This is a genomic window from Nocardia anaemiae NBRC 100462 (assembly GCF_001612725.1).
Taxonomy (GTDB): Bacteria; Actinomycetota; Actinomycetes; order Mycobacteriales; family Mycobacteriaceae; genus Nocardia; species Nocardia anaemiae.
In genome coordinates this window covers 1-25,220 of sequence record NZ_BDAZ01000082.1, presented here as the reverse complement: position 1 = coordinate 25,220, position 25,220 = coordinate 1, and the positions used below count along the sequence as shown (strand labels likewise).

Sequence of the window (25,220 nt, the reverse complement as noted above, 5' to 3'; positions counted from 1 at the left end):
GTTGAGATAAGAAGCTGATCTCCATGAGCGCAACGACAATTCAGCCCGTGGTCGCGGATACCACGGTCGATCACACCGACGACATCGCGGCGATCGAGCAGATCATCGCCAATGCGCAAACCGCGTACAACACCAACGATGCCGAACTCATGACCGCCGACTTCACAGCCAATGCCGCGGTGGTCAATGCGGTCGGAGCGCTCATGGTCGGGAAAGACGCACTGCTGGAGGCGAATCGGCGGGGGCTGGCGGGATTTCTGAAGGATCAGTATGTCCGCTACGAGGTCGTCGACATCGTATTCCTGCGGCCCGATATCGCGATCGCGCACAAACTCGCCCGGGCGACGACGGCCGAGGGTGAGCTGATCGATCTCGATCACGCGATGATCGCGCTGTACGTCCTGGTCAAAGAGAACGGTCGGTGGTGGACCGCGGCACGGCAGAACACACTGATCCCGCAGGCGCAATAGCCGTCAGTTCAGAGGCGTGGCGAGCCGTTCCTCGCGTGTCGGGTAGCGACGGCGGCGAACGGTCGCCCCGTGCGACCAGATGGCCCGCTGGACCTCCTCCGTCGAGGCATGTCCGTCGAACCGGACGAGCATTTCGGTGCGGGCCTGCCGTGCGATGTTCACCTTCCTGCGGTACTGCCGGAAGATCTGCACCTCACCGTTGCGATCCTTGTCCAGGTACTCGTAGTCCATGCCGTAGTAGGCGTAGGTCCCGAGTGTCGCGAGCGAGGTTGCCCAGGATCGCAGCTGATCACGCGCGCCGAAGATCGTGACCATGCCGCCGATGCGGTCGATCCGCTCCCAGCCGGTCGGCACGTCGACGAAATTCCAGTCGCGCTCCCCCGGCCCCTTCGCGCGCCACTCCTGCAGCTCGGCCACCGCGGCATCCAGACCGAACGTCTGCCAGCGCACTGTGCCCTGCGATCCCTCGCGGAACGGCAGTCGCCTCCGCAAAGCGACGGCGGCGGCCCGGGTGAAGACGGTCAGGTCCGCGGGCACCAGCACGATCGGATCCGACGGTGCGGCATCGAACGGGTTGGGATCCAGATGCGCCGGATCGATGACGACAAGCGTGCCCGGCCGCCGCTGATAGGCCAGACCCCACAGCAGCCGAGCCAGCATCCGCGCACCGCGCCAATCGGAAAGCACATGCCAGGTCTGGTGGAAATGGTTGGTGGCGAAGCGGAAATCGCTGCCGGGCCGCAGGCTCAGCACCGTATACACCCGCCCGTCGAGCACCATGGTGCGGCGATGCAGTTTCGCCATATTGTCGGTGGCCGAACCGGGGCGCGGCCGTTTGTTGTGCGTGGCCACATTCACCTCCAGTCCTGCCTCGCGTGCCTTTCAGGAGACCACGACGGCCACCGCGCGGCAACGGATTATTTTCGCGCAGTTGAACAGTGGTCCAGAGCACAGCGGTGAGCGGCCGCCCCCGATAGATTGGCTATATGAGCAATCCCGGGGCGGGGGTTTTGGCCGTGATGCCGCTGCATACGATCAGCGAGGTCTACGGCGAAAGCGGACTGCGCGAACGATTACTGCTGGAAATAGCCGAATTGTCCGACACCGAACGGCTCACCGAGGCATTGGATCTGGCTACCGAATTGCACCGCGACGATCGCTACGGCCGCGAACCCTATCTGAGTCATATACTGCGCGTTGCCATTCGGATCGTCAGCCACTACGAGGTGCGGGACCCGGACGTCGTCGCGGCCGGACTGCTGCACGATTCGGTCGAAGATCACCCGGTCGAACTGGCGGGCGCGCGTCCGGGTGCGCCGACCGATGCCGCCCTCGCCGAACTCTCGGCTCGATTCGGCGCCCGGGTCGCGGAGCTCGTCGCCGCCGTCACCAATCCGGAACCCGATCCGGATAGTGATCGGCTCGCGCAATACCGCGAACACGTGGCGGCCAATCTCGATCGCGCCCCGTGGGCGCGCATCGTCAAATTGTCCGACTTCACCGATAACGGCGTCGGCATCCTCTACGCCGACGGTCCGGCGATGCGCAAACTCGCCACCAAGTACCGCCCGCTCACCGATATCTACCGCGACCTCGTCACCCGCGCGGACACTCCGCTCGCGGAGCACGTCAAACGGCATATCCTGCACCAACTCGACAGCGCCGACGAACGTTTCGCCGCCATCCTCGCAAGGGACTAGGGCGCGCGCAGCACCGATTCGACGAGTTCACGAACCGCCGCAAGCAGCCGCTCGGTCTGCCCCGCACGCGCCAGTCGCGGCACCTGTTCGCCGCCCAGTGCGCCGAGCAGCAGCCTGCCGACCACCTCGGCATCCAGGTCGGGCCGAGCCTCGCGCAGCAGCGCGGTGATGTGGGCGTCCCAGAATTCGTGGATTTCGGCGGCGCGTGGATGCGGAGGACCCTGTAGGTAGGCGACCGTCACCTCGATGTTGTCGGTCATCATTCGCACGAAAGCGTCGAAGAAGGCCAGCAGTCGCTCACCGGCAGGTGCCCCTGGGCCCAGCGGCGGCGGTCCGCTCCGGACGGCGTCCATTACGGCGAAGGTGCTCTCGGCGATCATCTCGTGCAGTAATCCGGCGCGATTGCCGAAGCGATGGAAGATCGTGCCTTTGCCGACCCCGGCGGCGGCCGCGACCCGGTCCATGGTGAGCGCGTCGGCGCCGTGTTCGGCGAGCAGCGCGGCGGTCGCGGTCAGAATCGCCTGCCGGTTACGTGCGGCATCCGCCCTTTCCCTCGGGCGTTTGTCGGTCATTCCACCACCTTCATTGACAACTTGACCGACGGTCCATATGGTTCGAATCATCTGGACCGTCAGTCAAGTTATGGAGTCAGCAATGAAGGCAATCGTAATGACCGGCGTCGGCGGACCCGAGGTCCTGGTCGCCCAGGATGTCACCGTGCCGCACCCAGGCCCCGGCGAACTCGTGATCCGCGCCGAGGCTATTCCGGTGCTGTTCCCGGAGACCAAACTGCGTTCGGGCGAATTCCCGATGCCTGCGGAACCACCGGTTGTCTTCGGTTTTCAGGCCGCCGGAGTGGTCGTCGAGATCGGGGACGGGGTCGACACGGCACTGCTGGGTCGACGGGTCGCGGTGGCGACCATGGGTTTCGGCTCCTACGCCGAATTCGTCTGCGCACCAGCGGCCGCCGCGACCGCGATACCGGACGCCCTGTCGTCGGTCGACGCGGCCGCCGTCCTGATGGACGGGTCGGTGGCACTGCCGCTGCTCGCGACCGCGGCACTCACCGGCACCGAAACAGTCCTCATCGAAGCCGCCGCGACGGGAGTCGGCAGCGCGCTTACCCAACTCGCCAAGGAATTCGGCGCCGCGCGCGTCATCGCGACCGCTGGCGGCCCCGAAAAGTCGGCGCGTGCACTGGCATTGGGCGCGGACACGGTCATCGACCACAATGCGCCGGACTGGCCGAACCGGCTGCGCGAAAGCCTCGACGGCACAACTCTCGACGTAGTCTTCGATTCCATCGGCGGCACCACCGCCCGCGACCTACTGACGGCCATGACACCGGTGCGCGGCCGAATCCTCAGCTACGGCTGGCTCTCCGGAGCTCCGGCTCAGATCTCCACCACGGATCTACTCCCCAACGGCCTCACCCTCACCGCCTGCGCCGGTCCGGCTTGGCTCGCCGAAGTGTCCCGCTGCGGCACCGCCGCCCTAGACCGAGCCGCCACCGGAACCCTCGCTCCCCAAGTCGATTCCGTACTTTCCCTCGATGAGGCGGCCAATGCCCACCAACTCATCGAACAGCGCTCCCCCATCGGCAAAATCGTCCTGCGTCCCTGACGCAACGCACACCAAACCGCCACGACGCAAGGCATTCTCCCTCGGATTCCCCTCGAAAGCGCCCATCAGCGGAGCGATTCCGCGGAACGGGCGGAATCCCGCAGGACCGCGCCGCCTACCGGATTGGAATCCACTGTGGCCGTTGCTGTTTCCCGTGGACCATTCGATGCGCGGACTGCATCGTTGCACCGAGTGCATCCACTGAGTCAGCGACGAGCGAAAGCGGGCGCGTGTTCGGGGAGTATTCCTCGAGCAATCAGAAAAGGAGGGAAGGTGCGGAGGACGGGGATCCGGCGCAGGATGCGTAGCGGTAAGGGAGTCGTTGCGGCGTTGGCGATATTGATTCGGCCGGAGAGGGCGGGACGGATCACGGCGGCGTGCAGGATGCGTTGTAGACCCTGGGTGACGGCGGTTGGGAGGGCGCGGCGACGCTGTATCCTGGCCAGGTCGCGGGTGGTCAGGTTGCCCGAAGCCAAGACTGGCGCAAGGATTCTCGCGGTGGCGACGGCATCCTGGATGGCGAGGTTGATCCCGACACCACCGGCAGGGGACATGGCGTGGGCGGCGTCGCCGATGCAGAGCAGACCGTCGGTGTACCACTTGGTGAGGCGATCCAACTTCACGTTGAGCAGTTTCACCTCGTCCCAGTCCCGCAGCGCATCCTGCCGGTCACTGAGCCAGGGTGCGGAATCGGCCATGCTGCGCACGATTTCGGTGACCGGACCGCGGCGGGCTGCCGCATCGCTGCCCTTGGCGATGAGGGTCGCGACCTGCCAGTAGTCGCCGCGGTCGAACATGACCGCGGCGCGATTGGCGCTGAGCAGTGCGATCAAACCGGTAGGGTCGATTTCGGTGCGTGGCAGGCGGAACCACCACACATCCATCGGTGTCGGCCAACTGCGTGAGCCGAGGCCGACTTCGGCCCGCAGCACCGAATCGCGGCCATCGCAGGCAACGGTCAGGTCGGCGCGGATCTCGCCGGTTTCGCCGTCACTGGTCCGGTAGGCGACACCGGTGACCCGGCCGTCCTCCCGGATCACTCCTGTCGCTTCGGTATTCATGCGCAGCCGGAAGTTCGGCTCGCGATCGGCGGCCCCAGCCACGAGGTCCAGCAGATCCCACTGCGGCACCATCGCGATGTATTTGTGCGTACCCGGCAGGTGTTCCAGGGTGAACACGGTCTGCACCGAACCGCGGATCGGCAGCTGGATCTGTCGCAGTTTGCGCGCGGGCAGTTTCGCGAATTCCTCGCCGAGACCCAATTCGTCGAGCAGGTCCAAGGTTGTGGGATGTACTGTGTCGCCGCGGAAATCGCGCAGGAAATCCTTATGTTTCTCCAGGACAGTGACATCGATACCGCTGCGGGCAAGCAGCAATCCGAGCACCATGCCAGCCGGTCCCCCACCGACCACCAGACACGTCGTAGGTTCCATTGCCCGACCTCCCTCCGTGCGCACGCGCCGGACGGACCTTCCGCGGGCGCGGATGCATCGGCCTGTCCTGGGCCGACTCCAGGGGTATGCCCGGAAATCGAGCCCAGAACCAAACCGAAATAACCGGATCAGCGACGCAGAACGAAAAAGTACGGCTCGGTCATTCCCCGCATATCCATCACCCCGAGCAGCGTATCGATATCCACCCGACGGAAGTGATCGATGATCGGCAGATGGTCGTAAACCATCGCGGCACTGGCCACACGGCGGTATTCGATATCGCGCAAACGCGCGGCCGACCTGTGAGTTCGGATTGCCGGGCCGAGCACCGGCAGCAGCTTGCGCACCGCCCGCACGCCCGAGGGCGGTACCTTTCCGGCCAGACCGAGCGGTACCCGGCGCGGATCGACCGCGAAGATATTTCCCGGTTCGTCGGCAAACAGCAATGGATGCACCGACTCCGGGTCATCGAATTGCTTGCCGTACCAGCCCGAAGCGACCAACACCCCGGCGAACGGATGCCCGGTATCGAGTTCCTCGCCCCGCCACCGGCCGACAGTCACCTCCGCGACCCTGGCCGCGGGCAAACTGTCGAACAGCTTCCACGCCTGCTCGGTCGTGCACCTACCATCGAGCAAACCCGCCAGCTCGGACTGCGCACTCTCCTCGGCCATCACCGATCTCCTTACTGACGCAATGCTGTGAGAGTAAGGCTATCAATCTCTCATTTCGACCTGCTCAGAAGGGCGCGTCGGCCGCCAACTGCCGCACTTCCGGCAAGTAGGGATCGAGCTCGCCGGATTCGAACCGCGACATGCCGATGACATGCCAGAACTGCCCGGCGATATTGCCCTCGAATTTGTATCGACCATCCGGTGCGAGCGCCGCCCATCCTTCGGGCAGACCGAGCAGGATCGCACGGATCGATGGCGCGTCGTCGTCCGGCCGCGACCACAGCAGGATGTTGCCGTCATCACCGCCGCTGGCCAGCAGCTTGCCGGAGGGGTCGAAGCTCAGCGACCAGACTCGGCGCTTATGCCCTTCGAGGGTATGCAGATGACGTCCGGATGCCATGTCCCACAACCGAACAACCAGATCATCGCCCCCGGTCGCCAATGTGCCGGTTCCCGGGTCGACCGCAGCGGTCCAGAGCCTGCCGGTGTGCCTGGTCAGCGTATGCAGCACAGCGCCCGATTCGATATCCCAGATGCGGGCGGTGGTATCCCAGGACACGCTGGCAAGGCGGTCCTCGTGAAAGGCGACCGCGTACACCCGGTCGCGATGTCCGTGCAGTGCCCGCAGGAATCGTCCGGAGCGCACATCCCAGAGCCGAACCACTGAGTCGTCGCAGCCGGTGGCCATCAGCGCACCGTCGGCACTGAATGCGATCGAGCGCACCCGCCCGCGATGTTCGGCGCAGACGGCGTGCAGCGCGCCGGTGGTGCGCACCCAGATGATCACCGTGTCGTCGTCATTGGCGGTGGCCACATAGTCGCCGGTCGGGTCGAAGGCGGCGGCCCAGATCGGTGCCGATTCGACATTGATGTGCCGCTCGTACAGGTCGGCATCGAGGTTGAACAGACTGAGCCGCCCGTCGTTGACGACCAGACCGAGCTGATGGCGGCCGAGTTTGCTGAATATCGCCGATTCGAAGGTGAGCAAGCGGTCTTCGCTGCCGATCAGTCGGCGAACCAACCGCCCGGTCACCGGGTCCCACAGTCGAACCACACCGTCGTTGCCGACGCCGGAGAGCAGGGTGCCATCCGCATTGAAGCTGACCGTGCGGACCTGGCGGCCGTGGCCGGTGAGCGTGTGCTTGCAGGCGCCGGATACCGGATCCCAGAGCCGGGTGGTGAATTGGTCGTCGGTAATGGCCAATTGCGAACCGTCCGGGCGAAAGGCGAATGGCCAGATCGAACCGGTATGGGCGGTGAGCCGGTGTCGGAGTTCGCCGGTCTCGCTTTCGTGCAGACAGACGAGTCCGGCGCTGTCGCCGGAGGCGAGCAGATCACCCGCCGGATCGAAGGCGAGCCAGTAGATGGCCGCGGTGTGTTCGGTGAGCGACTGCCGTTCCACACCGGTCTCCGCATCCCACAGCCGCAACCCGCCATCGGTATCCCCGCTCGCCATGATCGGGAGGCTGGGATGGAAGGTCACCGTATAGACCCGCCCGGTATGCCCTGATAGATCGCGAACCTTCCGGCAACTCGATGGATCCCACAGCGCCAGCGTGCCGCCGACGCCACCGACCGCGAGCAATTCACCGGTCGGATTGAACACCACCCGGAACACCGAACCGGATGCCCCGCTGAATTCGCCACTCTGCCTGCCGCTTTCGATATCCCACAGCCGCACGGTGCCATCCCGATAGGAAGCGGCGACCAGCGGTCCGCGAATATCCAAGCTGTAGATGAGTTCCCGGCCGCCACCTGCCGGACGGCATTCGTGTCGCAGTTCGCCGCTCGGCAATGTCCACAGCCGCAGTACACCGTCGGCGTCTCCGGTGGCCAGCAGATCACCATCGGGACTCAGTACCACCGGCCACGGCCAGTTCTTGTGCCCCAACAGGATTCGGCGCAGCTCACCGGTGTCGGCATCCCAGATGCCGACGGTACCGTCGCCGGATCCGGTAACCAACACCGTATCGGTGAACGCGACCGCGAAGGTGCGGGCACGGTGGGTCTGCAAGGTACGCAGCGGTCTGCCGGTTTCGGCATCGCAGATGAGCACACCGCCGTCATCGCTGCCGATGGCCAGCGTGCCACCGTCCGGATTGTAGGCGACCGGTTGCGGCAGTCGGCCGTGTCTGGCATGGAAGCCGTGCCGGACTCCGATTGCGGCAGGCCCGAATTCGGTCTGCGCCGCCACCCCCGGCACCCAGGCCGCACCGCGCAGATCGGTGCCGGTGGGGGTGCCGGTGACCTCGATGAGCGCCGCACGCGACCAGCGGCTACCGCTGGCCCGCGATCCGGTCAGATCGGTGTGCACCAGGCGAGCGCGGGTGAGATCGGCCTCGCCCAGATCCGCACCGACCAGGCTGGCCTCGTCGAGTCGGGTGCCGACCAATCGTGCACCGCGCAGTACGGCGCGGTCGAGGTTCGTGCCGACCAACCGGGCGCCGCTGAGATCCGCTCCGGTGAGATCGACATCGCGCAGATCTCGATAGGACAGATCCTCCCCGGCCAAACTCGCACCGCGCAGATCCGCGGTCGGTGCGGTGCGCAGCCGGGTCGCCACCCGGATCGCATTGATGCGCGACATCTCGTCGGCCGCCTGGTCGGCGAGCACACCCTCGGCCCACGTGCGCAGCGCCCGGTTATCGGCGAGGTCACAGAGGAAGTCGATCGACAGTTGAGACAGCGGCGACTGGGTCAGTTGGGCGGGCACGGGGGTGCCGACTTCGAATTGTTCGGCAATGTGGTTGGCCACCAACCATTCCATCACCGAGGAATGGATGAAGCCGAACAGGTTGTCCTCGGTGCGCACCAGCAGGCTGCCGGAGCCGATGGCATGCGCCGACTGCTGCACCGACATCCGGCTCGATCCGGTCAGCTCCGCCAGATCCGCTGCCACCTCGGTCAATTCGGACAGTCGCAGATACGGCTCGCCGGTTTCCCAGACGCGTAGGGCGAATGCCGTGACACCGAGCCACAATTCGTGCAGGCGCAGCCCGGGTAGCGCACCGGCCACGCCCGCGGTCCGGTCGGCCTCATAGGTGAGCCAGGACTCCAGGATCTCCCGGTACAGCCCGGCCGGACCCACCGTCTGTTTCGCACCTGCCGCGGCCCGTAACCGCCGCTCGTCCAGATCGGCGATGAAGCCGAGCATCCTGGGATTCTGTGCCAGTCCGAGCAGATCCTCGATCCCGGTGATCAAGCCCATTCTGGCGTCGGCGCGGCGGATGTCGCCGCCGTAGCGGTTGGTCAGGAAGGCGTGGATCTGCGCGGGCGCGAAATCCTCGATGCTCACGATGCGCCGGTCCTGCAGCAGTCCGACGCGTTCGCCGAGAGCGGTGAGCACCTGGGCGCGGGATTCGAAGTGCTGGGTGCGGCTGGCCACGATGATCTTGGCCTTGCCGACAGCGGCCTGCAGCAGGGTTTCGAGGTGGTCGGCGGCGAAGTCGTAGCTGATCCGAGTGACGAGTTCGTCGAAGCCGTCGAACAGCAGCACCACCCGCCCCTCGCGCAGCATGTAGTGCAGCGCCTTCAGATCGATCCGGTCCTCGCCGTGATTGGCCAGATGTGCGGCGACCAGACCGTCCACCGAATGGGTTTTGTCCAAGGTCCGCAGGTCGATCAGGATCGGAATCAGCGCGGGCATGGTTTCGGTGATGCGACGGGCCAGCTCGCGCAGCGCGAAGGTTTTCCCGCGCCCGAAGTCACCGAGTATCAGGATGAATCGGCCGTGGTCGGCGGCGATCACCTTCATCAGTTCGCCGACCAGATCATCGCGGATCTGCTGGTCGCCGTGTTCGAGGATCCGGAAGCGCTGCGGCACATACAATTCCGGCGGATAGGTGCGATCCGCGCGCAACCGCGCCGCCTGGTGCGTGAGGTAGTCGTCCAGATCGAGCAGGCCCTGGAATTCGGTGAAGCTGCGCACCCGCAGCCCGTGGCTGGCCGCCTCCTCGCGCAGCGAACGCGGCGGCGCCGCACCGCGATACACGAGTTCGGAACCGTATTCCGGATCGTGGCCGAGGAAATCCTCCACCACCTGCCTGGTCATATCACCGACATGCACACCGACGCGCCACTGGGCGATGACCTCGTCGTCCTCCCTGGTGATCAACAGGTGTGGCGGCTCCACCTCGACCCGCCGGACTTTCGCGCCGGGATAACGGGTCTCGCACACCTCGGCGACGCGCTCGAGCAGACGCCCGTGCGGATCGACCGCCGGTGATTCGGCGGGGGGTTCGGCAAGCTCGGGCTCGTCCGATCCGAGGAGCTCGGGCTGCTTGTCCGTCGGCAGCGCCGCGGTCACCTTCAGCCAATCGAATTCGAGTTGTGCGGTGGACTCACCGCGTCCGGAGAAACGCGCCAGGCCAGCGGCGGTGAGCTGGATGATCTCATCGCGCCCCGGTGCGGCAGCGGGCAGCACGGGCAGTGCGTTGTCGAGCCGATCCAGATGCGGCCCACCGGGTCCCGGACCGTGCAGCAGCAGATTCAACCGGCCGCCGAGCAGCCGGGACAGCGTATCCGCATCGCGCAGCAGCTCCGGATCATGGGCGGGCGTGCCCGCGCCGGGCAGCGGATCGTGCCGGACAACGCCCAGTCGCAACCACCCGTTCTCCTCGAACGGGCGCAACCGCTCGGCGAACCAGGACGCCTGCGGTTCGCCGATTCGGCCGTAATCGTCCTCGGGCAGATGGGTCGCGGCCATGGTGGAATTGAGTCCGGCGACCACCATCCGCAATTCGGGAATCGGGAACAGCGTCCACGGCTGACCGACATCGAAGACGAGATGGTCCAGGCCCTGGTACAGCGCGCCGAACATCCGCGCGAACTGCTCGAGCTTGGGAAAGTACGGCGGCTGCGGTTTGCGGTCGCGGGCCTCACAGCTCAGGAAGTACGCGTGGCAGGCCGGTTTGGAGACATCGTGATTGCCGGGCACCACAATCAGCCGCTCCGGACCGAGGCCGAGCAGCGTGCGCAGTCCGCTCAGAAATGTCAGCGCCTCCTCGACCTCGCGGGGACGGCCGGATTCGGTCATATCCCCGGACACCACGATCAAATCCGGTTTGGCCACGCCCTGATTCACCAGGTGGGTGACATTGGCGTGGATGCGTGCCTGCAATTCGGCCGCGGTGCTCGGCTCGTCCGGCGCGAGCAGCCCACGACCGAAGCGCGGACCAGCCACATGCAGCACCGAGACGCTGGTGCGCGGCTCGTCATGATCGGTGGCACCCGGAAATGCCGGGGCCGCAACCGGTGTGCGGCGCGGGAGTGCGGATACGGGTGTGTCCGTGAGGGTTTCGACGGCGAAGCGGTCCGGCCCCTCGTGCGGGAACCCCGGCTCCGAAGGTGGCTTCGCCCGCCCCGCGAGCAGATGTCCGACCCGCTCCAAAACGATTCGCCGCGCCTGTTCAGCGGTGGACACCCGCACCAGGTCGACATAGGTGATGGTGGCGAGCAGACCCTCGAGCGTGCATTCGGCGATGCGTACCGGCATGAGCTTGCCCGGATCGGTGCGGTAGGCCGCCTGCCATTCCATGGTTCCGTAGTAGGAACCGAGATAGTTCTCCGACAGCACTACCAGCACCACCGCCGAATCGCGCACGCCGCGATCCATGAAATCGATGAAGTTGGTGCCCGGCACGAAATCCCAGGCCTGGATGAGGGTGCTGTAGCCCGCGGTCTCCAACTGCCATGCCAACCATGTGGCCCATCGCTCGTCGGCCGGTGAATAGCTGATGAAGAAGTCCCGCCGCCCGCCCGAAGTCACAGCATCAGTATGCCCCGGTGGCTGGCCACGCCAAACGGCAGAAGATCATTACGACGCGGACCGAAGGCGGAAGTGGCCCAGCCGATATGCTGCATGATGGGCATGTGTCCGAACAACAGGTCGATTCCGCCGCGGAGAACCCGCCGTCGAGTGCCCTGGTGTCCGCGCCGCCGAGACGGGCGCTGAGCACGCTGGATTGGGTCCGGCTCGGGCTGTTCGCGGCCGGACTGCTGTGCGTGGCGACCGGATTGCTGCCGCGCGCCGAGGCCGCGGACAATATGCGCCGGATCGGTCCGCTGCTGCTGTTCCTGTGCAGTGTGATCATTCTCGCGGAGCTGACGCGGCAGGCCAAGGTGTTCGATGTGATCGCACACCGGCTTGCCATCCTCGGGCGCGGCTACTATCCGGCGCTGTTCCTGCTCTGTGTGCTTTTCGCGTCGGCGACAACGATTCTGCTCAATCTCGATACCACTGCCGTCCTGCTGACTCCGATCATGCTCGCGCTGGCGGTACCGGCCCGGATTCCATCGCTGCCGCTGGCGATGACCACGCTCTGGCTGGCCAATACCGCGAGTCTGCTGCTGCCGGTCTCGAATCTCACCAATCTGCTCGCCGCCGATCGGGTTGCCTTGCGCGCCACGGATTTCGCGGCGCGGATGTGGGCGCCGCAGCTGGTGTCGATCACGGCGACCATGGTGTGCCTATGGGTCTGGTATTGGCGGCGCGGTCGACGTGAAACCGACCGATATACGCCGCCGGAACCGATTCGTCCGGCTGATGCCAGGGAACGCACACTGTTCTACACGACGGCAGGCGCGTGTCTGCTGTTCATTCTGGCGATCCCGTTCGTGGGTGACCGGATCGGTATCGCCGCCACCCTCGCCGCCGCCATCGCGGTGATCGCCTTCGCGATCTTCGACCGATCCTCGCTGCGACTATCGCTGATCCCGTGGCAGTTGCTGGTTTTCGTGATCGGGTTGTTCCTGGTGGTGCCGACACTCAGCAGGTTCGGACTCGCCGACGTCATGCAAGCGCTGATCGGGCACGACTCCGGAGTAGTCGGGGCATACCGGGCGGCGGGCGCGGGCGCCGGATTGTCCAATGTGGCCAATAATCTTCCGGCTTACACCGCGGGTGAGGCAGTGGTGCCCGCGGAGAATCGAAATCAGTTGCTGGCCTTGCTCATCGGCACCAATGTCGGGCCGATCGTGACGCCATGGGCGTCGCTGGCGACGCTGCTGTGTCTGGAGTTCTGCCGGACCCACGGGGTTCGGGTGCCGATGCGGCGGTTCGTGCTCACCGGACTCGGACTCGCCATCGTCGCTACGACCGGTGCCGTGGCTACGCTGCTGGCGACGGGTTAGCTCACCGCCCGTTCAGCCCGGCAGCCCAGTCACACTCACCTCGGCGGCGGCCTTCACCAGCAAAGCCAGCTCGGGCAGCATCTCGGCACTGGCGGCAATGAAGTTCACTTCGCCGCCCGGGAGGTCGAGATGGTCGTCGAGCGGTGCGCCGTCGAAATCGGTGATGTGGATGCCGGATTCGCGGGCCAGCAGGGTGCCTGCGGGCAAGTCGACCAAACCCGCTCGGTAACCGACGAATCCGTCGATATCGCCGCGGCTCAACATGACCCAGCACAGCAGCGGAGACCACAGTTGGATCAGGCGACGGGAGCCGGATTCCAGGGCCAGGCGCAGGGCACGTGCCGTGGTGTCGGTGCGGGCCACCGGATAGCCCTGCAGCCAGGCCAGGGTCGGGGCGGATTCGCTGGGACGGTGCGGCGGTCGCCAGAGCGGGCCGTCCGGACCCGTCGCGCCGGAACCGCGCACGGCGGACCAGGTGCGGTCGGCCAGAGGTTCGTGGACGATGCCGAGTACCGGAACTCCGTTGTGGCACAGTGCGATACCGATGGTGCATACCGGCAGGCCGATGGCGATGTTATTGGTGCCGTCCAGCGGATCGACGACCCAGCACCAGGAATCGTCGACCCCATGCAGCCCGGATTCCTCGGCGAGGATGCGATGGTGCGGGAAGACCCGGCGGATATGGCCGACGATGATATGTTCGGCACGCAGGTCCAGATCGGTGACCAGATCACCGCTGGCGTCCTTCGTGCGGACCGTGAGCGATCCGGCCAGACCCTCCCGAATCGCGCGCCCGGCCTCGATCGCCGCCTCCCTGGCAACCTCGGCAGCGGTGAGCAGAACGGTGTCCAGCCGGTCGAAGGGGCTGATCGGATCCGGATCGGCCAGCGTCGGATCATCCAGTGGCAGCATCAGGTTCGCTATGTCGCCTGCTCGCATCGGTCCTCCAGTTGTTCCGGCAGGGTGGGTTCCTGCAGGTGGTCCAGCACCGTTTGCGCGGCGCGCCGGGTTTCGGTGCGGGTGCAACTGGTCCGGTGCACCCAGTGGTCTTCGGTGGCGAGGGTGCCCAGCGATCGGTCCGGTCGGCCGCGGCGAACCTCGCCGAGCACCACGGTGGCCGCCTCACCCCGCACGTCGGAGAGGTGAAATACCCCGTGTGGCAGGGTGTATACCTCGCCCGCACGGAAATGTTCGCTGGATCGGGTGCGATAGCGGACCAGACGCTCGGTCGCCCGCACCACGTCACCGTCGGCGCCACTGTGGATTTCGAAGATGCGATGGGTCGCCCCGTCCGCAGCACTGTCCACTTCGAGTATCTCGTTACCGACCTCGCCGTACAAGACGACGCTGAGCAGATCCCAGCTGTGCGCGTGCATCGCCGAGGTCGTCGGATGCGAGCGCAGCCCATCGGTCCAGACGTGCACGCAGACGCCGAGTCCGCCATCGCGCCACGCGGGAAAACACAAAAAACCCAATGGATGTCGGATCGCACCGACCTCGGCGCGACCGTCGAGCACCGCGGTCATGAAATCACGCGCCCAGCCGCGCACCGCGGGAGCCGCCGCATCGGAGCCGATCAGCTTTTGTAGTCGCGCGTAATCGTTCATTCAGTACGGATTCCTCGGCTGCAGTGCGCGTCGCACGATATCGGCGACATCGCGATCGGTATAGGAAGCCGGTAGTGCGAGACCGAGGAGATCGAATAGCGCACGAGTCTGATCGACCGACGGCTCATCGGCGAGCGGGAGTTCCTCGCTCCGGCTCAGCGGCACCTGTCTGGCCTGCTTGAAACTGGCCACGAGTTCGCGGTTGAAGTCCCGGTAGTAGGGCTTGTCCCGCTCGAACATCAGGGCCGGAGTATTCGGGTTGTCCTGCGTGACAATGACGCAACTCGACGAGAGGTCCCAGCGGAAGGTCGTCATCACGGTCGAGAGCCCGACATCGATGGTCAGGAAGGTGAACCGCTGCCGGTACCAGCAGGCCGCCAGCACCGTCGCGAAGGACTCCTTGCGGGTGCGTTCGGTGGTCCACAGTTCGCCGGTGCGGTCGGCCTCGGGCACGAGCGAGGAGCGGAACTGCGCGTAGGTCTTGCACAGCTGTTCATTGGTCGGATCGAGCACCTCGATCTGGATCCGCAGCGGACGCTGTTCGCGACGCGCGTTCTCCACGCACTCCCGCAGCGTCACCGCGCGCAGGTAGGTTCCGGTGCCGCCCTTGAAAAGCCACTGTTCGGTGCCGCGCCGGGCCAGTGTATGCGCATGTCCGATCTCGGGGCCGTAGAGCAATTGCACCGAAGTCGTATCGCGAATTGCCTTGGCCGACAAGTGCCGATCGCGCAGCAGCGTGGTGGCCAGCAGGCCGAGTACCAGCAGAATGACCGCGTTGATCAGATCCGAATCGAACAGTCCGATATCGATCAGCGATATCACGCCGAAAATCACCGCGAGCACCAACGCGACGAGACCGTCGATATTGTTGCGCAGCCAGATCAGAACCCGTCCCATACGTTTTCGGCCTCCCCAAGGGTTTCTCCCCAGGATAGGTGCACCCGGCTACGACGGCGTATCGATTGGTGAGTCCATCACAACCCGTGACCAGCCAGGTGGTGCGGATCACATCGGCTTGACCTCGAGTGCGGTTGAGGAACCAGTATCGGGAAGGTGTCACGGTTCGGGATGCGGTATCTCGCTGCGGATCCGGCACACCCGAATCCGCGAGACCGTCGCAGTGGTCGGCTCGCGGTCCGCTCCCGCTGGGCCCGTACACCCACCGGCGGGAGCGCGGACGGGTACCGAAATACGAACAGCCGCACACCAATCGAGGCGTGCGGCTGTTCGGTTCGCGGGTCAGGCGGAGACCGCGATCTCCCACTCGTACACGGTGAGAGCCGAGGAACCGGTGGTATGCACCGGGTCGGTGAACGCGATTTCCCTTGCGGCTTCGAGACTTTCGGCGCGAATCACGTACGCACCGCCGGTGCCGTCGGTGAACCGACCGCTCTCCACCAATTGCCCGCGCTGCAACAGCTCGTTCAGGAACTGTCGGTGCGGTTCGATGACAGCGGGATCGAACGACGGCTTGCGCATAGCCATGACCAAGTACTTGTTGATCACGCCTGCGACTCCGGACGCGGTGCCCTGGTCGCCGCGGCGGCCGCGCGCACCTGCGGGGCAACCAGCACGACCTGACCGAGCACACCGTTGACGAATCCGGGCGAATCGTCGGTGGACAGCTCCTTGGCCAACTCCACCGCCTCGTCGACCGCGACGACCGGCGGAACATCGTTGGCGTGGAACAACTCCCACACCGCGATCCGCAGGATGGCCCGGTCGACCGCGGGCAGCCGGGACAGCTCCCAATCCTTGAGGTAGGACTCGATGGTGCCGTCGACCCGATCCAGATCGTCGGCGACGCCCTCGACCAGGGTGCGGGTGTAAGCGGGCAGCGGGGCGACCGCTTGATCCTGGGTGGCCAGCTCGGCCCGCTCGGTGAGCAGGTCGGCCGCGTCCACATCGCGAGCCTCGGCCTCGAACAGCAGATCGACCGCCCGGCGGCGGGCCTTGTGTCGCGCGCCGAGCTTCTTGAACGTGGACTTCTTGTCTCCGGGCTGTTCCGCCACAGCAGTCATTATCCCTGTTCGCCTGGACGGGCGATCAGGCGTTCACGCGGCCGAGGTAGCTGCCGTCACGCGAATCGATGCGCAGCTTGTCACCGGTGTTGATGAACAGCGGAACCTGCACCTCGGCGCCGGTCTCCAGGGTGGCGGGCTTGGTGCCACCGGTGGAGCGGTCGCCCTGCAGACCGATATCGGTGTGCTGCACCTCGAGCTCGACGGTGACCGGCAGCTCGACGTAGAGCGGCGCGCCCTCGTGCGTGGCGACCTGCACGACCATGTTCTCCAGCAGGAAACGGGCGCCAGGGCCGATGGTGTCCTCGGAGATGGAGATCTGGTCGAAGGTCTCGCCGTCCATGAAGACGTAATCCGAGCCGTCGTGGTACAGGTAGGTCATATCGCGACGGTCGACGGTGGCGGTCTCCACCTTGACGCCCGCGTTGAAGGTCTTGTCGACGACCTTGCCGGACAGCACGTTCTTCAGCTTGGTCCGCACGAAGGCAGGGCCCTTACCCGGCTTGACGTGCTGGAATTCCACGATCTGCTGGAGCTGACCGTCGATCTTCAGCACGAGGCCGTTCTTGAAGTCGCTGGTGTCCGCCACTGTTCTCGGATCTCCTAGTTCTGGATATGCGGTCTCGGTGACCGGCGTCATTCGACGACGGTCAGGTCTTTGCTGGTGTTGGTGAGCAGATCCGGGCCCCCCTCGCGCACCACGAGCGTGTCCTCGATCCGGACGCCGCCGCGGCCGGGGAAGTACACACCTGGTTCGACGGTCACCGCCACGCCAGACAGAAGTGTACCGGTTCCGGTTTTGGCGATTCCCGGTGCTTCGTGGATCTGCAGTCCGACACCGTGTCCGAGACCGTGCACGAACAACTTCCCGTGCCCGGCCTCCTCGATCACCGCACGCGCCGCCGCATCCACATCGGTGACCTGCGCGCCGGGCTTCAGCGCCGCGCACCCGGCTCGCTGCGCCGCCTCGACCAGCGCGTACACCTCACGGTGCCAGTCGGAGGCGGTGCCGAGCACGAAGGTGCGGGTCATATCGGAGTGGTAGCCGCCGACTACGGCACCGAAGTCGATCTTGACGAAATCGCCGGTGGCCAGGACCGCCCCGGTGGGCCGGTGATGCGGGATGGCGGAGTTAGGCCCCGTCGCCACGATGGTCTCGAAGGCGACCGCATCGGCGCCGTGTTCGAACATCGCCCACTCCAGATCCCTGGCGACCTGACGTTCGGTACGACCGGGGCGCAGGCCGCCGCGTTCCAGCAGGGTCGCCAGCCCGGCGTCACCCGCGGCGCAGGCGGCACGCAACTGTTCGATCTCGTAGGCGTCCTTCACCATCCGCAACTGTTCGACCAGCCCCGGCGTGGCGACGAATTCCAAACCGGTCTTCTGTTCGATGAATCCGCGATGCTGGTCGACGGTGACGATATGGCTCTCGTAGCCGACCCGGCCGAGCTGCCACTCCCCCGCGAGTTCCACGATTCGTCGGGCAGTGGCCCTGGCGATTTCGGCGCGCAGGTCGGGCACCTGCTCGACGACCTGGCTCAGATAGCGCCCGTCGGTGCCGATCACGGTGCGCTCCTCGGAATTACGCGTATCCCAGGAGGTCACCAGCACCGCGGCATTGGACCCGGTGAAGCCGGTCAGGTACCTGATGTTCACCAGATCGGTGACCAACAGCGCGTCGACCTCGTTCTCCACCAGCAGACTGCGCAGTGCGCCACGGCGCGCCGCGTAGTCGGGCCCAGGGCCCACGTGATCAGCAGACATATCTCAAAACTACCGCCGACACGCCGTAGATCCCGCATAAAACACCGGTCTAGCGGTATTCGAGCGAGGCGATCGATGTTCACATCTGCGTCGGTTATCCCCAATCCAGAATCGGGGGCTGCATACGCGACCGGGGCGGACGAGGCTGAAAGCCATGTCCCCCATCACTTTTGCCCTGCTGGCGGCTTGGTGCTCGATGCTCACCGTCTTCGATATCCGACAGCGTCGACTGCCCAACGCGCTCACCGCCTCCGGTGCGCTGATCATCTTCGGATATGCGCTGTTCACAACGCAATTCATAGCCGCCGTGCTCGGTTCGGTCCTATTGGCGATGCCATATTTATTGGTGCACTTGATCGCACCGGCCACACTCGGGGCTGGCGATGTGAAACTGGCCGTCGGACTCGGCGCGGTCGCTGCACTCGGCGGCGCGCAGGTGTGGGTACGCGCGGCACTCGTCGCACCGATTCTGACCGCGGCGTTCGGGCTCGCCGTATTGGCCCACTGGCGGATTCGATCCGGTGCCGATCGGGCCGGACCGCATGCGCTACCGCACGGGCCGGCCATGTGCCTCGCGACGATGCTGAGCCTCGCGGCGGCGTACGGCCAGCCGATGCCGTGACGCGACCGTGCCGGTGATCACGGCGGGCCGCGTGCCGGAGCACCCGCGCCGACATGGGAAGATGGACGACGTGTTGCGCTGGATAACTGCCGGAGAATCCCATGGTCCCGCTCTTGTCACCATCCTCGAGGGGATGGTGGCCGGTGTCGAGGTGACATCCGACGAGATCTCCGCACAATTGGCGCGCCGTCGGCTCGGGTACGGGCGCGGCGCCCGGATGAAGTTCGAGGCCGACAAGGTCACCGTCATCGGCGGGGTGCGGCACGGACGCACCATGGGCGGTCCGGTGGCCATCGAGGTCGCGAACTCCGAATGGCCGAAGTGGACCACGGTCATGTCCGCGGATCCGGTGGACGAGAGCGAACTCGCCGATATGGCCCGCAATGCACCGCTGACCCGACCGCGGCCCGGCCATGCCGACTACTCGGGCATGCTCAAGTACAACTTCGACGACGCGCGCAATGTGTTGGAACGGGCCAGCGCCCGCGAGACCGCCGCGCGGGTCGCGGCGGGCACGGTCGCCAGGAACTTCCTGCGCCAGGCCTTCGGCGTCGAGGTCGTCTCGCATGTGGTCTCGATCGGCACTGCCGCCAACACCACCGGCGTCGTGCCGACGGCCGCCGACCTGGCGGCGATCGATGAGAGTCCGGTGCGTGCGTTCGACAAGGATGCCGAGGCCGCGATGATCGCCGAAATCGAGGCCGCCAAGAAGGACGGCGACACCCTCGGCGGTGTGGTCGAGGTGGTCGTGGACGGGCTACCGGTCGGATTGGGTTCGTTCATCAGCGGCGCGGACCGGTTGGATTCGCGGCTCGCGGGCGCGCTCATGGGGATTCAGGCGATCAAGGGCGTCGAGGTCGGCGATGGGTTCGAAACCGCGCGCCGCCGCGGCAGCCAGGCACATGACGAGATGAAGCCGGGGCCGGACGGTGTGCTGCGCTCGACCAACCGTGCCGGTGGGCTCGAGGGCGGTATGACCAATGGCGAGCCGCTGCGCGTGCGCGCCGCGATGAAGCCGATCTCGACGGTGCCGCGCGCGCTGGCAACGGTCGATATGACCACCGGCGAGGAAGCCGTCGCCATCCACCAGCGCTCGGATGTCTGTGCCGTGCCCGCCGCGGGTGTCGTCGCCGAGACCATGGTCGCGCTGGTCGTCGCACAGGCCGCGCTGGAGAAGTTCGGCGGCGATTCGCTGGTCGAAACCGTCGACAACATCACCAGCTACGTCAAGCGCATCGGCACCCGACCACACGTGCCGCAATGATCGTGCAGTCCGATCCGCGCGCACCGCGCGTAGTGCTGGTCGGACCGCCGGGGGCGGGGAAGTCGACGATCGGCCGCAAGCTCGCCAGGGAACTCGGTGTCGAGCTCTACGACACCGATGCCGCAATCGAGCGCGAGACCGGACGCACCATCCCGGAGATCTTCACCGAGGACGGCGAACCGGAATTCCGCCGGATCGAGGAGCAGGTGGTGCGCCGCGCCATCCTCGCCGAACGCGGTGTGGTCTCGCTCGGTGGCGGAGCCGTGCTGTCCAAGGACACCAGGGCACTGCTGCGCGATCGCACCGTGGTATATCTGGAAATCAGTGTGGCCGAAGGGCTTCGGCGCACCGGCGCGAGTACGCAGCGGCCACTGCTCAACGGTGCGGATCCCGGTGCGAAATATCGGGAGCTGATGCGCAAGCGCAGGTCGCTGTACCGCGAGGTCGCGACGGTGCGGGTGCGCACCGACGGTCGCAGCCCGGGCCGAGTGGTGCGGATGATCATGGCGAAGTTGGGCATGGAATCGGTACTGCCGCAAGAATCGGAGCCCGATTCAAGCGGTCCCTCATCGGGTGTCGTAGCGCCGAAACCACAGGGCAGCAATAGATCCCGCGCCCGCCGCGCTGCCAGGGCCCGTGCGGCCGCGCGTCGCCGGGCCGCCGCCGCGCAGGCGGATGGCACCGAATCCGCGACGACCGAGCGGGTCAAATCCACCGGCAAGGTCACCGCGGCCAATCGAATCACGACCGATTCCGCGACAGCCGACCGGCCGAAGCCCACCGGCAAAATCGCCAATGGTCGCGCCGGTTCCGAGGGATCCGGTGACCCGGCGACACCCGGAAGCCGGTCCCGCCGCACCCGGGCTCGGCGCGCTCGCGCGCGAGCGCTCAAACAAACAGCACGCACAGAATCGGAGCCGAGTAAACATGAGTGAGCGAAGCGAGCGGCCTACCGGCCCGGCTGAGCAGCAGCCTATCGAGCCGAGTCGCATCGAGGTTCGCACCGCCGATCCGTATCCGGTGATCATCGGCCGCGGCCTGCTCGGCGAGCTCGTCGAGTCGGTCGTCGGCGCGACCACCGGAGTGCGCACCGTCGCGATCTTCCATCAGCCGCCGCTGGCCGAAACCGCCGAAGTGGTGCGCAAGGCATTGGCCGACAAGGGTATCGACGCGCACCGCGTCGAAATCCCGGATGCCGAGGCTGGCAAGGATCTGGCCGTGGCGGGCTTCTGCTGGGAGGTGCTCGGCCGCATCGGCCTTACCCGCAATGATGTCGTGGTATCCCTCGGCGGCGGTGCCGCGACCGATCTCGCCGGATTCGTCGCCGCCACGTGGATGCGCGGAGTGCATATCGTGCATGTGCCGACCACGCTGCTGGCCATGGTCGACGCGGCCGTCGGCGGTAAGACCGGTATCAATACCGAAGCGGGTAAGAATCTCGTCGGCAGCTTCCACGAACCGGCCGCCGTGCTGGTGGATCTGGCGACCCTGGAAACAGTGCCCCGCAATGAGATCGTCGCGGGTATGGCCGAGATCATCAAGGCCGGTTTCATCGCTGACCCGGTGATCCTGGAGTTGGTGGAGCGTGATCCGGAGGCCGCGCTCGACCCGACCGGCGATGTGCTGCCCGAACTGATCCGTCGCGCGATCCAGGTGAAGGCCGATGTCGTCGCCGCCGATCTCAAGGAGGCCAGCCTGCGCGAGATCCTCAACTACGGTCACACCCTCGGTCACGCCATCGAGCGCCGCGAACGCTACCGCTGGCGGCACGGTGCGGCCGTCTCGGTCGGTCTGGTCTTCGCCGCCGAACTCGGCCGCCTCGCCGGTCGGCTCGACGATGCCACCGCCAATCGCCATCGCACCGTCCTGGCCAGCGTCGGCCTACCGACCAGCTACGACGCCGACGCCCTTCCACAACTCCTCGACGCCATGCAGACCGATAAGAAGACCCGCTCGGGCGTGCTGCGCTTCGTTGTCCTCGACGGCCTCGCCAAACCCGGTCGCCTCGAAGGCCCCGACCCCACTCTGCTGGCTGCCGCCTACTCGGCCATCGCCCGCGAGGACAGCGCCAGCAGCGGCGCAATTCTGCTGTAGTCGCGAGCATCGAAGCGGCGCATCCGATTCGGTCGGTTGCGCCGCTTTGCTTCATGAGCGCGGGCCGCAGGCAAACTGCCGACGGCATCCGCCCACCCGCTGCATGGGCGACCCGGGCTACTACCAGATGTCCAGGAAGCGGGCCGTTGAACCCCGCCTGCCACCCCAGACGCGAACAGGACTGCGGCCCATCCGCAAAAAAGCGAAGGCGACCCTCCGGCCGTATCGGCCGATGAGAGTCGCCTCCAGTCGAATTCGTGCGCGGCTACGCGGGAGTCGCGGCGGCGCCCGGTGCCTGCGGCGTAGGCCGATCAGCGGACTTGTTGATCTGGCGATCGGCGATGATGCGGCCGATACCGATGCCGATAAGACCAGGGATGAAGACCAGCAGGACGATGAAGGACGCCCCCGCGGTCAACTCGAAGAGCAGGCCGTTATCGCCGAGATCGAACCGGGGCAGCCAGTCGAGCAGCCACGAGACCGCGCCACTGCCCAGACCCGCGGCAATCGCGGCCTTCAGCCACAAGATGGTGAGGTCGGAGCCGTGCTCCGGATCCGGATGGACCTCACGGTCCTTGCGGCCATCCAGCACACCCCAGAACACGACCGCGGCGATCAGCACCACCAGGCACAGCGGTCGCATCCAGCTGCCCTGGGTGGGCCAGTACACCATCGCGAATCCCAGCGCGGCACGCAGGAAAACGACCAGCGCACCGAGCCCTATGGCCCGCAACACCCAACCATTCATGGTCAACACCATAGCCTCGAGTCGGCCGGATCCAAATGAGAACCGGTTACAGATTTATCGCCGCGGCCATTTCCGCGCGCGGAGCGGGGCGGCCGGTGAACTGTTCGACCTGCCCGTAGGCCTGATTCAGCAGCATCTCCAGTCCACCGACCACGGTGTGCCCCGCCCGTGCGACCGCAACGGCCAGCGGCGTCGGCCACGGGTCGTAGATCGCGTCGAGCACCACCGGGGCCGCCGCCACCGCCTCGGCGACGACCGCGGCCGCCTCGGCCGGGATCGTGCTGACCACGGCACCCGCATCCGCGCATGCCGCGCGCAACGCGTCTTTGTCGAAGCCGATCACGGCGGTGGTCATGCCGAGCCGGTCCGCGAGATCCACCGCGTTGCGTGCCCTTGCGGCATCGCGGGCGACCACGGTCACCGTCTTCGCACCGAGTTCGGACAGCGCGAGCAGCGCCGGACGCGCGGTCCCGCCCGCACCCAGTACGACGGCCTCGGCCAACTCGCCGACACCACCACCCCGCAATGCCCCGAGCACCCCGTCGACGTCGGTGCAGTCGGCGCGCCAACCCTGCGAACCGATCCGAACCAAGGTGTTCGCCGAGCCCACCAGCACCGCACGCTCCGTGCGCTCGCTCGCGTACGCCAGCGCTGCTTCTTTACCCGGCATCGTCACCGAAAGCCCGACCCACTCCGGCCCGAGTCCATCGACCAGCCCGGGCAACTCCTCGGCCGAACATTCGATCCGTTCATAGGTCCAGTCGAGCCCGAGCGCACGGTAGGCCGCCAGATGCAGCTGTGGCGACCGCGAATGGGCGACCGGCTTGCCGAGCACGGCCGCCTTGCGCGTTGTCGGCATCGCCTCACCTCCCACTGTCGAGAATTCCGCTCTGCCTGGCCTTTTCGATATTGCGCAGATGTTCGCTGTAGCTCTCGGTGAACAAGGTGGTCCCCTGTTTGTCGACGGTCACGAAGTACAACCACGTCCCCGCCTCCGGATTCTCCACCGCGCGCAACGCATTCAACGACGGTGCGGAGATGGGGGTCGCGGGCAACCCTGGCATGGCGTAGGTGTTCCACGGCGTGCGCTTGGCACGGTCGGCGTCGGTGGTCGCGACCTCGGTGCGGTCCAGCGCGTAGTTCACCGTCGAGTCGAACTGCAGCGGCTGGTTGGCCGCGAGCCGGTTCACGATCACCCGTGCCACCTTTCCCATATCCTGCGGCAGCGCTTCGCGTTCCACCAGCGAGGCGGCGATCAGGGCCTGGTACGGATTCAGCTTCGTCTCCGCGCCCGACTGCACCAGACCGGTCGACTCGTAGCTGCGCGCACTCGCACTCACCAGCTGTTTCAGGATCTGCTCCGGCGTACCACTTGGATCGAAGTCCCAGGTGCCCGCGGCGATCAGACCCTCCAGCTGCCTGCTGCGGTCGGGCACGTCACGCACCCGCTGCTCGGCCCAATTCGGCACACCGAGTGCGGTCAGATCGGCCCCCGCCCCGGCGGCATCGAGCTGGTCGTAGGTAATGCACTTCTGATTCGTACCGGTGCCGACGCAGCTGGCGTCGGCGATCTTGCGGTAGATGCCGTCCTTGCGCGAACCGGTATTCACATCCTGCTGATCGTGCAGCTGCCGTCCCTCGGAGACGACCAGATTGCCGACCCGCGAACTCTTGGCGAGCAGCGCCGTCACCGCCTGTGTGGACGGGCTGTGACTCGGGATGGCGTAGTAGCCGGGCTGCACCGAATTCATATTCGAATTCCGCACGGCCGCTTGGAAGAAGGCCTCGCTGCTCGCGACGATGCCCTTCTTCTGCATTTCCTCCGCGATCTGGTTGGAGGTGTCGCCGGGATGCACCTGCACCACTACCAGCGGCCCGACCGGACCCGCGAAATCCTCGGGCGCGCCGAACATCTTGACCACTTTCAACCCCGCGAATACCGCGGCACCGGCGAAAAGCACCACGAACAGCGCGCCGATCAGCCACAGATTCCGGCGACGCTTCTTGCGCTCGGCGGCCTTGCGTGAGGCCACCCGGGACCGTCGGCCGCGCGAGGGCCCACCGCGCTG

General features: G+C 66.3%; 22 protein-coding genes and 1 pseudogene. 8 read left to right on the top strand and 15 right to left on the bottom strand.

Features of this window, described 5'->3' with window-relative positions; all coding sequences use genetic code 11:
* The first annotated feature begins 23 nt into the window (after positions 1-23).
* Complete coding sequence (locus NA5_RS35865) at positions 24-470, top strand: SgcJ/EcaC family oxidoreductase (RefSeq protein WP_062993478.1); 447 nt, start codon at positions 24-26, stop codon at positions 468-470.
* Between the two features lie 3 nt (positions 471-473).
* Here NA5_RS35865 and NA5_RS35860 read toward each other — a convergent pair whose 3' ends face one another.
* Positions 474-1,322, bottom strand: coding sequence for a hypothetical protein (locus NA5_RS35860; RefSeq protein WP_063813794.1), 849 nt, complete (start codon positions 1,320-1,322; stop codon positions 474-476).
* A 134-nt stretch (positions 1,323-1,456) separates the two neighbouring features.
* Here NA5_RS35860 and NA5_RS35855 point away from each other — a divergent pair, with 134 nt between their 5' ends.
* Positions 1,457-2,170, top strand: coding sequence for an HD domain-containing protein (locus tag NA5_RS35855; RefSeq protein WP_062993477.1), 714 nt, complete (start codon positions 1,457-1,459; stop codon positions 2,168-2,170).
* On the opposite strand, the gene NA5_RS35850 is transcribed toward NA5_RS35855, so the two are convergent.
* Entirely contained in the window at positions 2,167-2,742 is a 576-nt protein-coding gene (locus tag NA5_RS35850) for a TetR/AcrR family transcriptional regulator (RefSeq protein WP_062993476.1), read from the bottom strand. The two genes, NA5_RS35855 and NA5_RS35850, sit on opposite strands and share 4 nt — an antisense overlap.
* An 82-nt stretch (positions 2,743-2,824) precedes the next feature.
* Here NA5_RS35850 and NA5_RS35845 point away from each other — a divergent pair, with 82 nt between their 5' ends.
* Positions 2,825-3,793 (top strand): quinone oxidoreductase family protein, encoded by a 969-nt coding sequence (locus tag NA5_RS35845; RefSeq protein ID WP_062993498.1) that lies wholly within the window; start codon positions 2,825-2,827, stop codon positions 3,791-3,793.
* Between the two features lie 206 nt (positions 3,794-3,999).
* Here the strand turns inward: NA5_RS35845 and NA5_RS35840 are convergent, their stop codons facing one another.
* From NA5_RS35840 to NA5_RS42950, 3 genes are all read right to left on the bottom strand, one after another.
* Positions 4,000-5,226: an FAD-dependent oxidoreductase gene (locus NA5_RS35840; protein WP_084484678.1), complete on the bottom strand. Its 1,227-nt coding sequence runs from the start codon at positions 5,224-5,226 to the stop codon at positions 4,000-4,002.
* A 128-nt stretch (positions 5,227-5,354) separates the two neighbouring features.
* Positions 5,355-5,900, bottom strand: coding sequence for a DUF4334 domain-containing protein (locus NA5_RS35835; protein WP_062993474.1), 546 nt, complete (start codon positions 5,898-5,900; stop codon positions 5,355-5,357).
* 64 nt (positions 5,901-5,964) lie between these two features.
* Positions 5,965-11,667, bottom strand: coding sequence for a WD40 domain-containing protein (locus NA5_RS42950; RefSeq protein ID WP_062993473.1), 5,703 nt, complete (start codon positions 11,665-11,667; stop codon positions 5,965-5,967).
* 104 nt (positions 11,668-11,771) lie between these two features.
* Here NA5_RS42950 and NA5_RS35825 point away from each other — a divergent pair, with 104 nt between their 5' ends.
* The gene (locus NA5_RS35825; RefSeq protein WP_245672604.1) at positions 11,772-13,031 is read left to right on the top strand and encodes an ArsB/NhaD family transporter; all 1,260 of its coding nucleotides are present in this window, start codon (positions 11,772-11,774) and stop codon (positions 13,029-13,031) included.
* Between the two features lie 12 nt (positions 13,032-13,043).
* Here NA5_RS35825 and NA5_RS35820 read toward each other — a convergent pair whose 3' ends face one another.
* The 7 genes from NA5_RS35820 to NA5_RS35790 all read right to left on the bottom strand — a co-directional run bounded on the left by NA5_RS35820 (position 13,044) and on the right by NA5_RS35790 (position 18,423).
* Positions 13,044-13,943 carry an inositol monophosphatase family protein gene (locus NA5_RS35820; protein ID WP_084484677.1) on the bottom strand — a complete coding sequence of 300 codons (900 nt, stop codon included), beginning with the start codon at positions 13,941-13,943 and terminating at the stop codon, positions 13,044-13,046.
* An 8-nt stretch (positions 13,944-13,951) separates the two neighbouring features.
* Positions 13,952-14,638, bottom strand: a complete 687-nt coding sequence (locus NA5_RS35815) for a hypothetical protein (protein WP_062993471.1) — start codon at positions 14,636-14,638, stop codon at positions 13,952-13,954.
* The gene (locus tag NA5_RS35810; protein ID WP_062993470.1) at positions 14,639-15,535 is read right to left on the bottom strand and encodes a hypothetical protein; all 897 of its coding nucleotides are present in this window, start codon (positions 15,533-15,535) and stop codon (positions 14,639-14,641) included.
* Between the two features lie 342 nt (positions 15,536-15,877).
* Positions 15,878-16,144 carry a YciI family protein gene (locus NA5_RS35805; protein ID WP_245672602.1) on the bottom strand — a complete coding sequence of 89 codons (267 nt, stop codon included), beginning with the start codon at positions 16,142-16,144 and terminating at the stop codon, positions 15,878-15,880.
* Entirely contained in the window at positions 16,141-16,650 is a 510-nt protein-coding gene (gene nusB / locus NA5_RS35800) for a transcription antitermination factor NusB (RefSeq protein WP_084484676.1), read from the bottom strand. The genes NA5_RS35805 and nusB overlap by 4 nt, the downstream gene beginning before the upstream one ends.
* A 34-nt stretch (positions 16,651-16,684) precedes the next feature.
* Complete coding sequence (gene efp / locus NA5_RS35795) at positions 16,685-17,248, bottom strand: elongation factor P (protein WP_062993495.1); 564 nt, start codon at positions 17,246-17,248, stop codon at positions 16,685-16,687.
* Between the two features lie 47 nt (positions 17,249-17,295).
* Positions 17,296-18,423, bottom strand: coding sequence for a M24 family metallopeptidase (locus NA5_RS35790; RefSeq protein WP_062993468.1), 1,128 nt, complete (start codon positions 18,421-18,423; stop codon positions 17,296-17,298).
* A gap of 154 nt (positions 18,424-18,577) precedes the next feature.
* Here NA5_RS35790 and NA5_RS35785 point away from each other — a divergent pair, with 154 nt between their 5' ends.
* From NA5_RS35785 to aroB, 4 genes and pseudogenes are all read left to right on the top strand, one after another.
* Complete coding sequence (locus NA5_RS35785; RefSeq protein WP_062993467.1) at positions 18,578-19,045, top strand: prepilin peptidase; 468 nt, start codon at positions 18,578-18,580, stop codon at positions 19,043-19,045.
* Between the two features lie 70 nt (positions 19,046-19,115).
* The gene (aroC, locus tag NA5_RS35780; RefSeq protein WP_062993494.1) at positions 19,116-20,309 is read left to right on the top strand and encodes a chorismate synthase; all 1,194 of its coding nucleotides are present in this window, start codon (positions 19,116-19,118) and stop codon (positions 20,307-20,309) included.
* Positions 20,306-20,824: pseudogene (locus NA5_RS42655) on the top strand (shikimate kinase); the annotation flags it as partial. The gene aroC and the pseudogene NA5_RS42655, both read left to right, overlap by 4 nt.
* A 412-nt stretch (positions 20,825-21,236) precedes the next feature.
* Positions 21,237-22,403, top strand: coding sequence for a 3-dehydroquinate synthase (aroB, locus tag NA5_RS35770; RefSeq protein WP_062993465.1), 1,167 nt, complete (start codon positions 21,237-21,239; stop codon positions 22,401-22,403).
* 265 nt (positions 22,404-22,668) lie between these two features.
* Here the strand turns inward: aroB and NA5_RS35765 are convergent, their stop codons facing one another.
* The 3 genes from NA5_RS35765 to mltG form a co-directional block, all read right to left on the bottom strand.
* Positions 22,669-23,151: a B-4DMT family transporter gene (locus NA5_RS35765; RefSeq protein WP_245672600.1), complete on the bottom strand. Its 483-nt coding sequence runs from the start codon at positions 23,149-23,151 to the stop codon at positions 22,669-22,671.
* Between the two features lie 46 nt (positions 23,152-23,197).
* Positions 23,198-24,010 (bottom strand): shikimate dehydrogenase, encoded by an 813-nt coding sequence (locus tag NA5_RS35760; RefSeq protein ID WP_062993492.1) that lies wholly within the window; start codon positions 24,008-24,010, stop codon positions 23,198-23,200.
* Positions 24,011-24,014: 4 nt separating this feature from the next.
* The coding region (gene mltG / locus NA5_RS35755; protein WP_062993493.1) for an endolytic transglycosylase MltG at positions 24,015-25,220 on the bottom strand (1,206 nt) is incomplete at its 5' end.

Bases quoted from the DNA above. Each gene is read 5' to 3' on its own strand.
- NA5_RS35865 (WP_062993478.1), top strand. From the start codon at position 24: ATGAGCGCAACGACAATTCAGCCCGTGGTCGCGGATACCACGGTCGAT.
- NA5_RS35855 (WP_062993477.1), top strand. From the start codon at position 1,457: ATGAGCAATCCCGGGGCGGGGGTTTTGGCCGTGATGCCGCTGCATACG.
- NA5_RS35850 (WP_062993476.1), bottom strand. From the start codon at position 2,742: ATGACCGACAAACGCCCGAGGGAAAGGGCGGATGCCGCACGTAACCGG.
- NA5_RS35845 (WP_062993498.1), top strand. From the start codon at position 2,825: ATGAAGGCAATCGTAATGACCGGCGTCGGCGGACCCGAGGTCCTGGTC.
- NA5_RS35840 (WP_084484678.1), bottom strand. From the start codon at position 5,226: ATGGAACCTACGACGTGTCTGGTGGTCGGTGGGGGACCGGCTGGCATG.
- NA5_RS35835 (WP_062993474.1), bottom strand. From the start codon at position 5,900: ATGGCCGAGGAGAGTGCGCAGTCCGAGCTGGCGGGTTTGCTCGATGGT.
- NA5_RS35820 (WP_084484677.1), bottom strand. From the start codon at position 13,943: ATGCTGCCACTGGATGATCCGACGCTGGCCGATCCGGATCCGATCAGC.
- NA5_RS35815 (WP_062993471.1), bottom strand. From the start codon at position 14,638: ATGAACGATTACGCGCGACTACAAAAGCTGATCGGCTCCGATGCGGCG.
- NA5_RS35810 (WP_062993470.1), bottom strand. From the start codon at position 15,535: ATGGGACGGGTTCTGATCTGGCTGCGCAACAATATCGACGGTCTCGTC.
- NA5_RS35790 (WP_062993468.1), bottom strand. From the start codon at position 18,423: ATGTCTGCTGATCACGTGGGCCCTGGGCCCGACTACGCGGCGCGCCGT.
- NA5_RS35785 (WP_062993467.1), top strand. From the start codon at position 18,578: ATGTCCCCCATCACTTTTGCCCTGCTGGCGGCTTGGTGCTCGATGCTC.
- aroB (WP_062993465.1), top strand. From the start codon at position 21,237: ATGAGTGAGCGAAGCGAGCGGCCTACCGGCCCGGCTGAGCAGCAGCCT.
- NA5_RS35765 (WP_245672600.1), bottom strand. From the start codon at position 23,151: ATGAATGGTTGGGTGTTGCGGGCCATAGGGCTCGGTGCGCTGGTCGTT.
- NA5_RS35760 (WP_062993492.1), bottom strand. From the start codon at position 24,010: ATGCCGACAACGCGCAAGGCGGCCGTGCTCGGCAAGCCGGTCGCCCAT.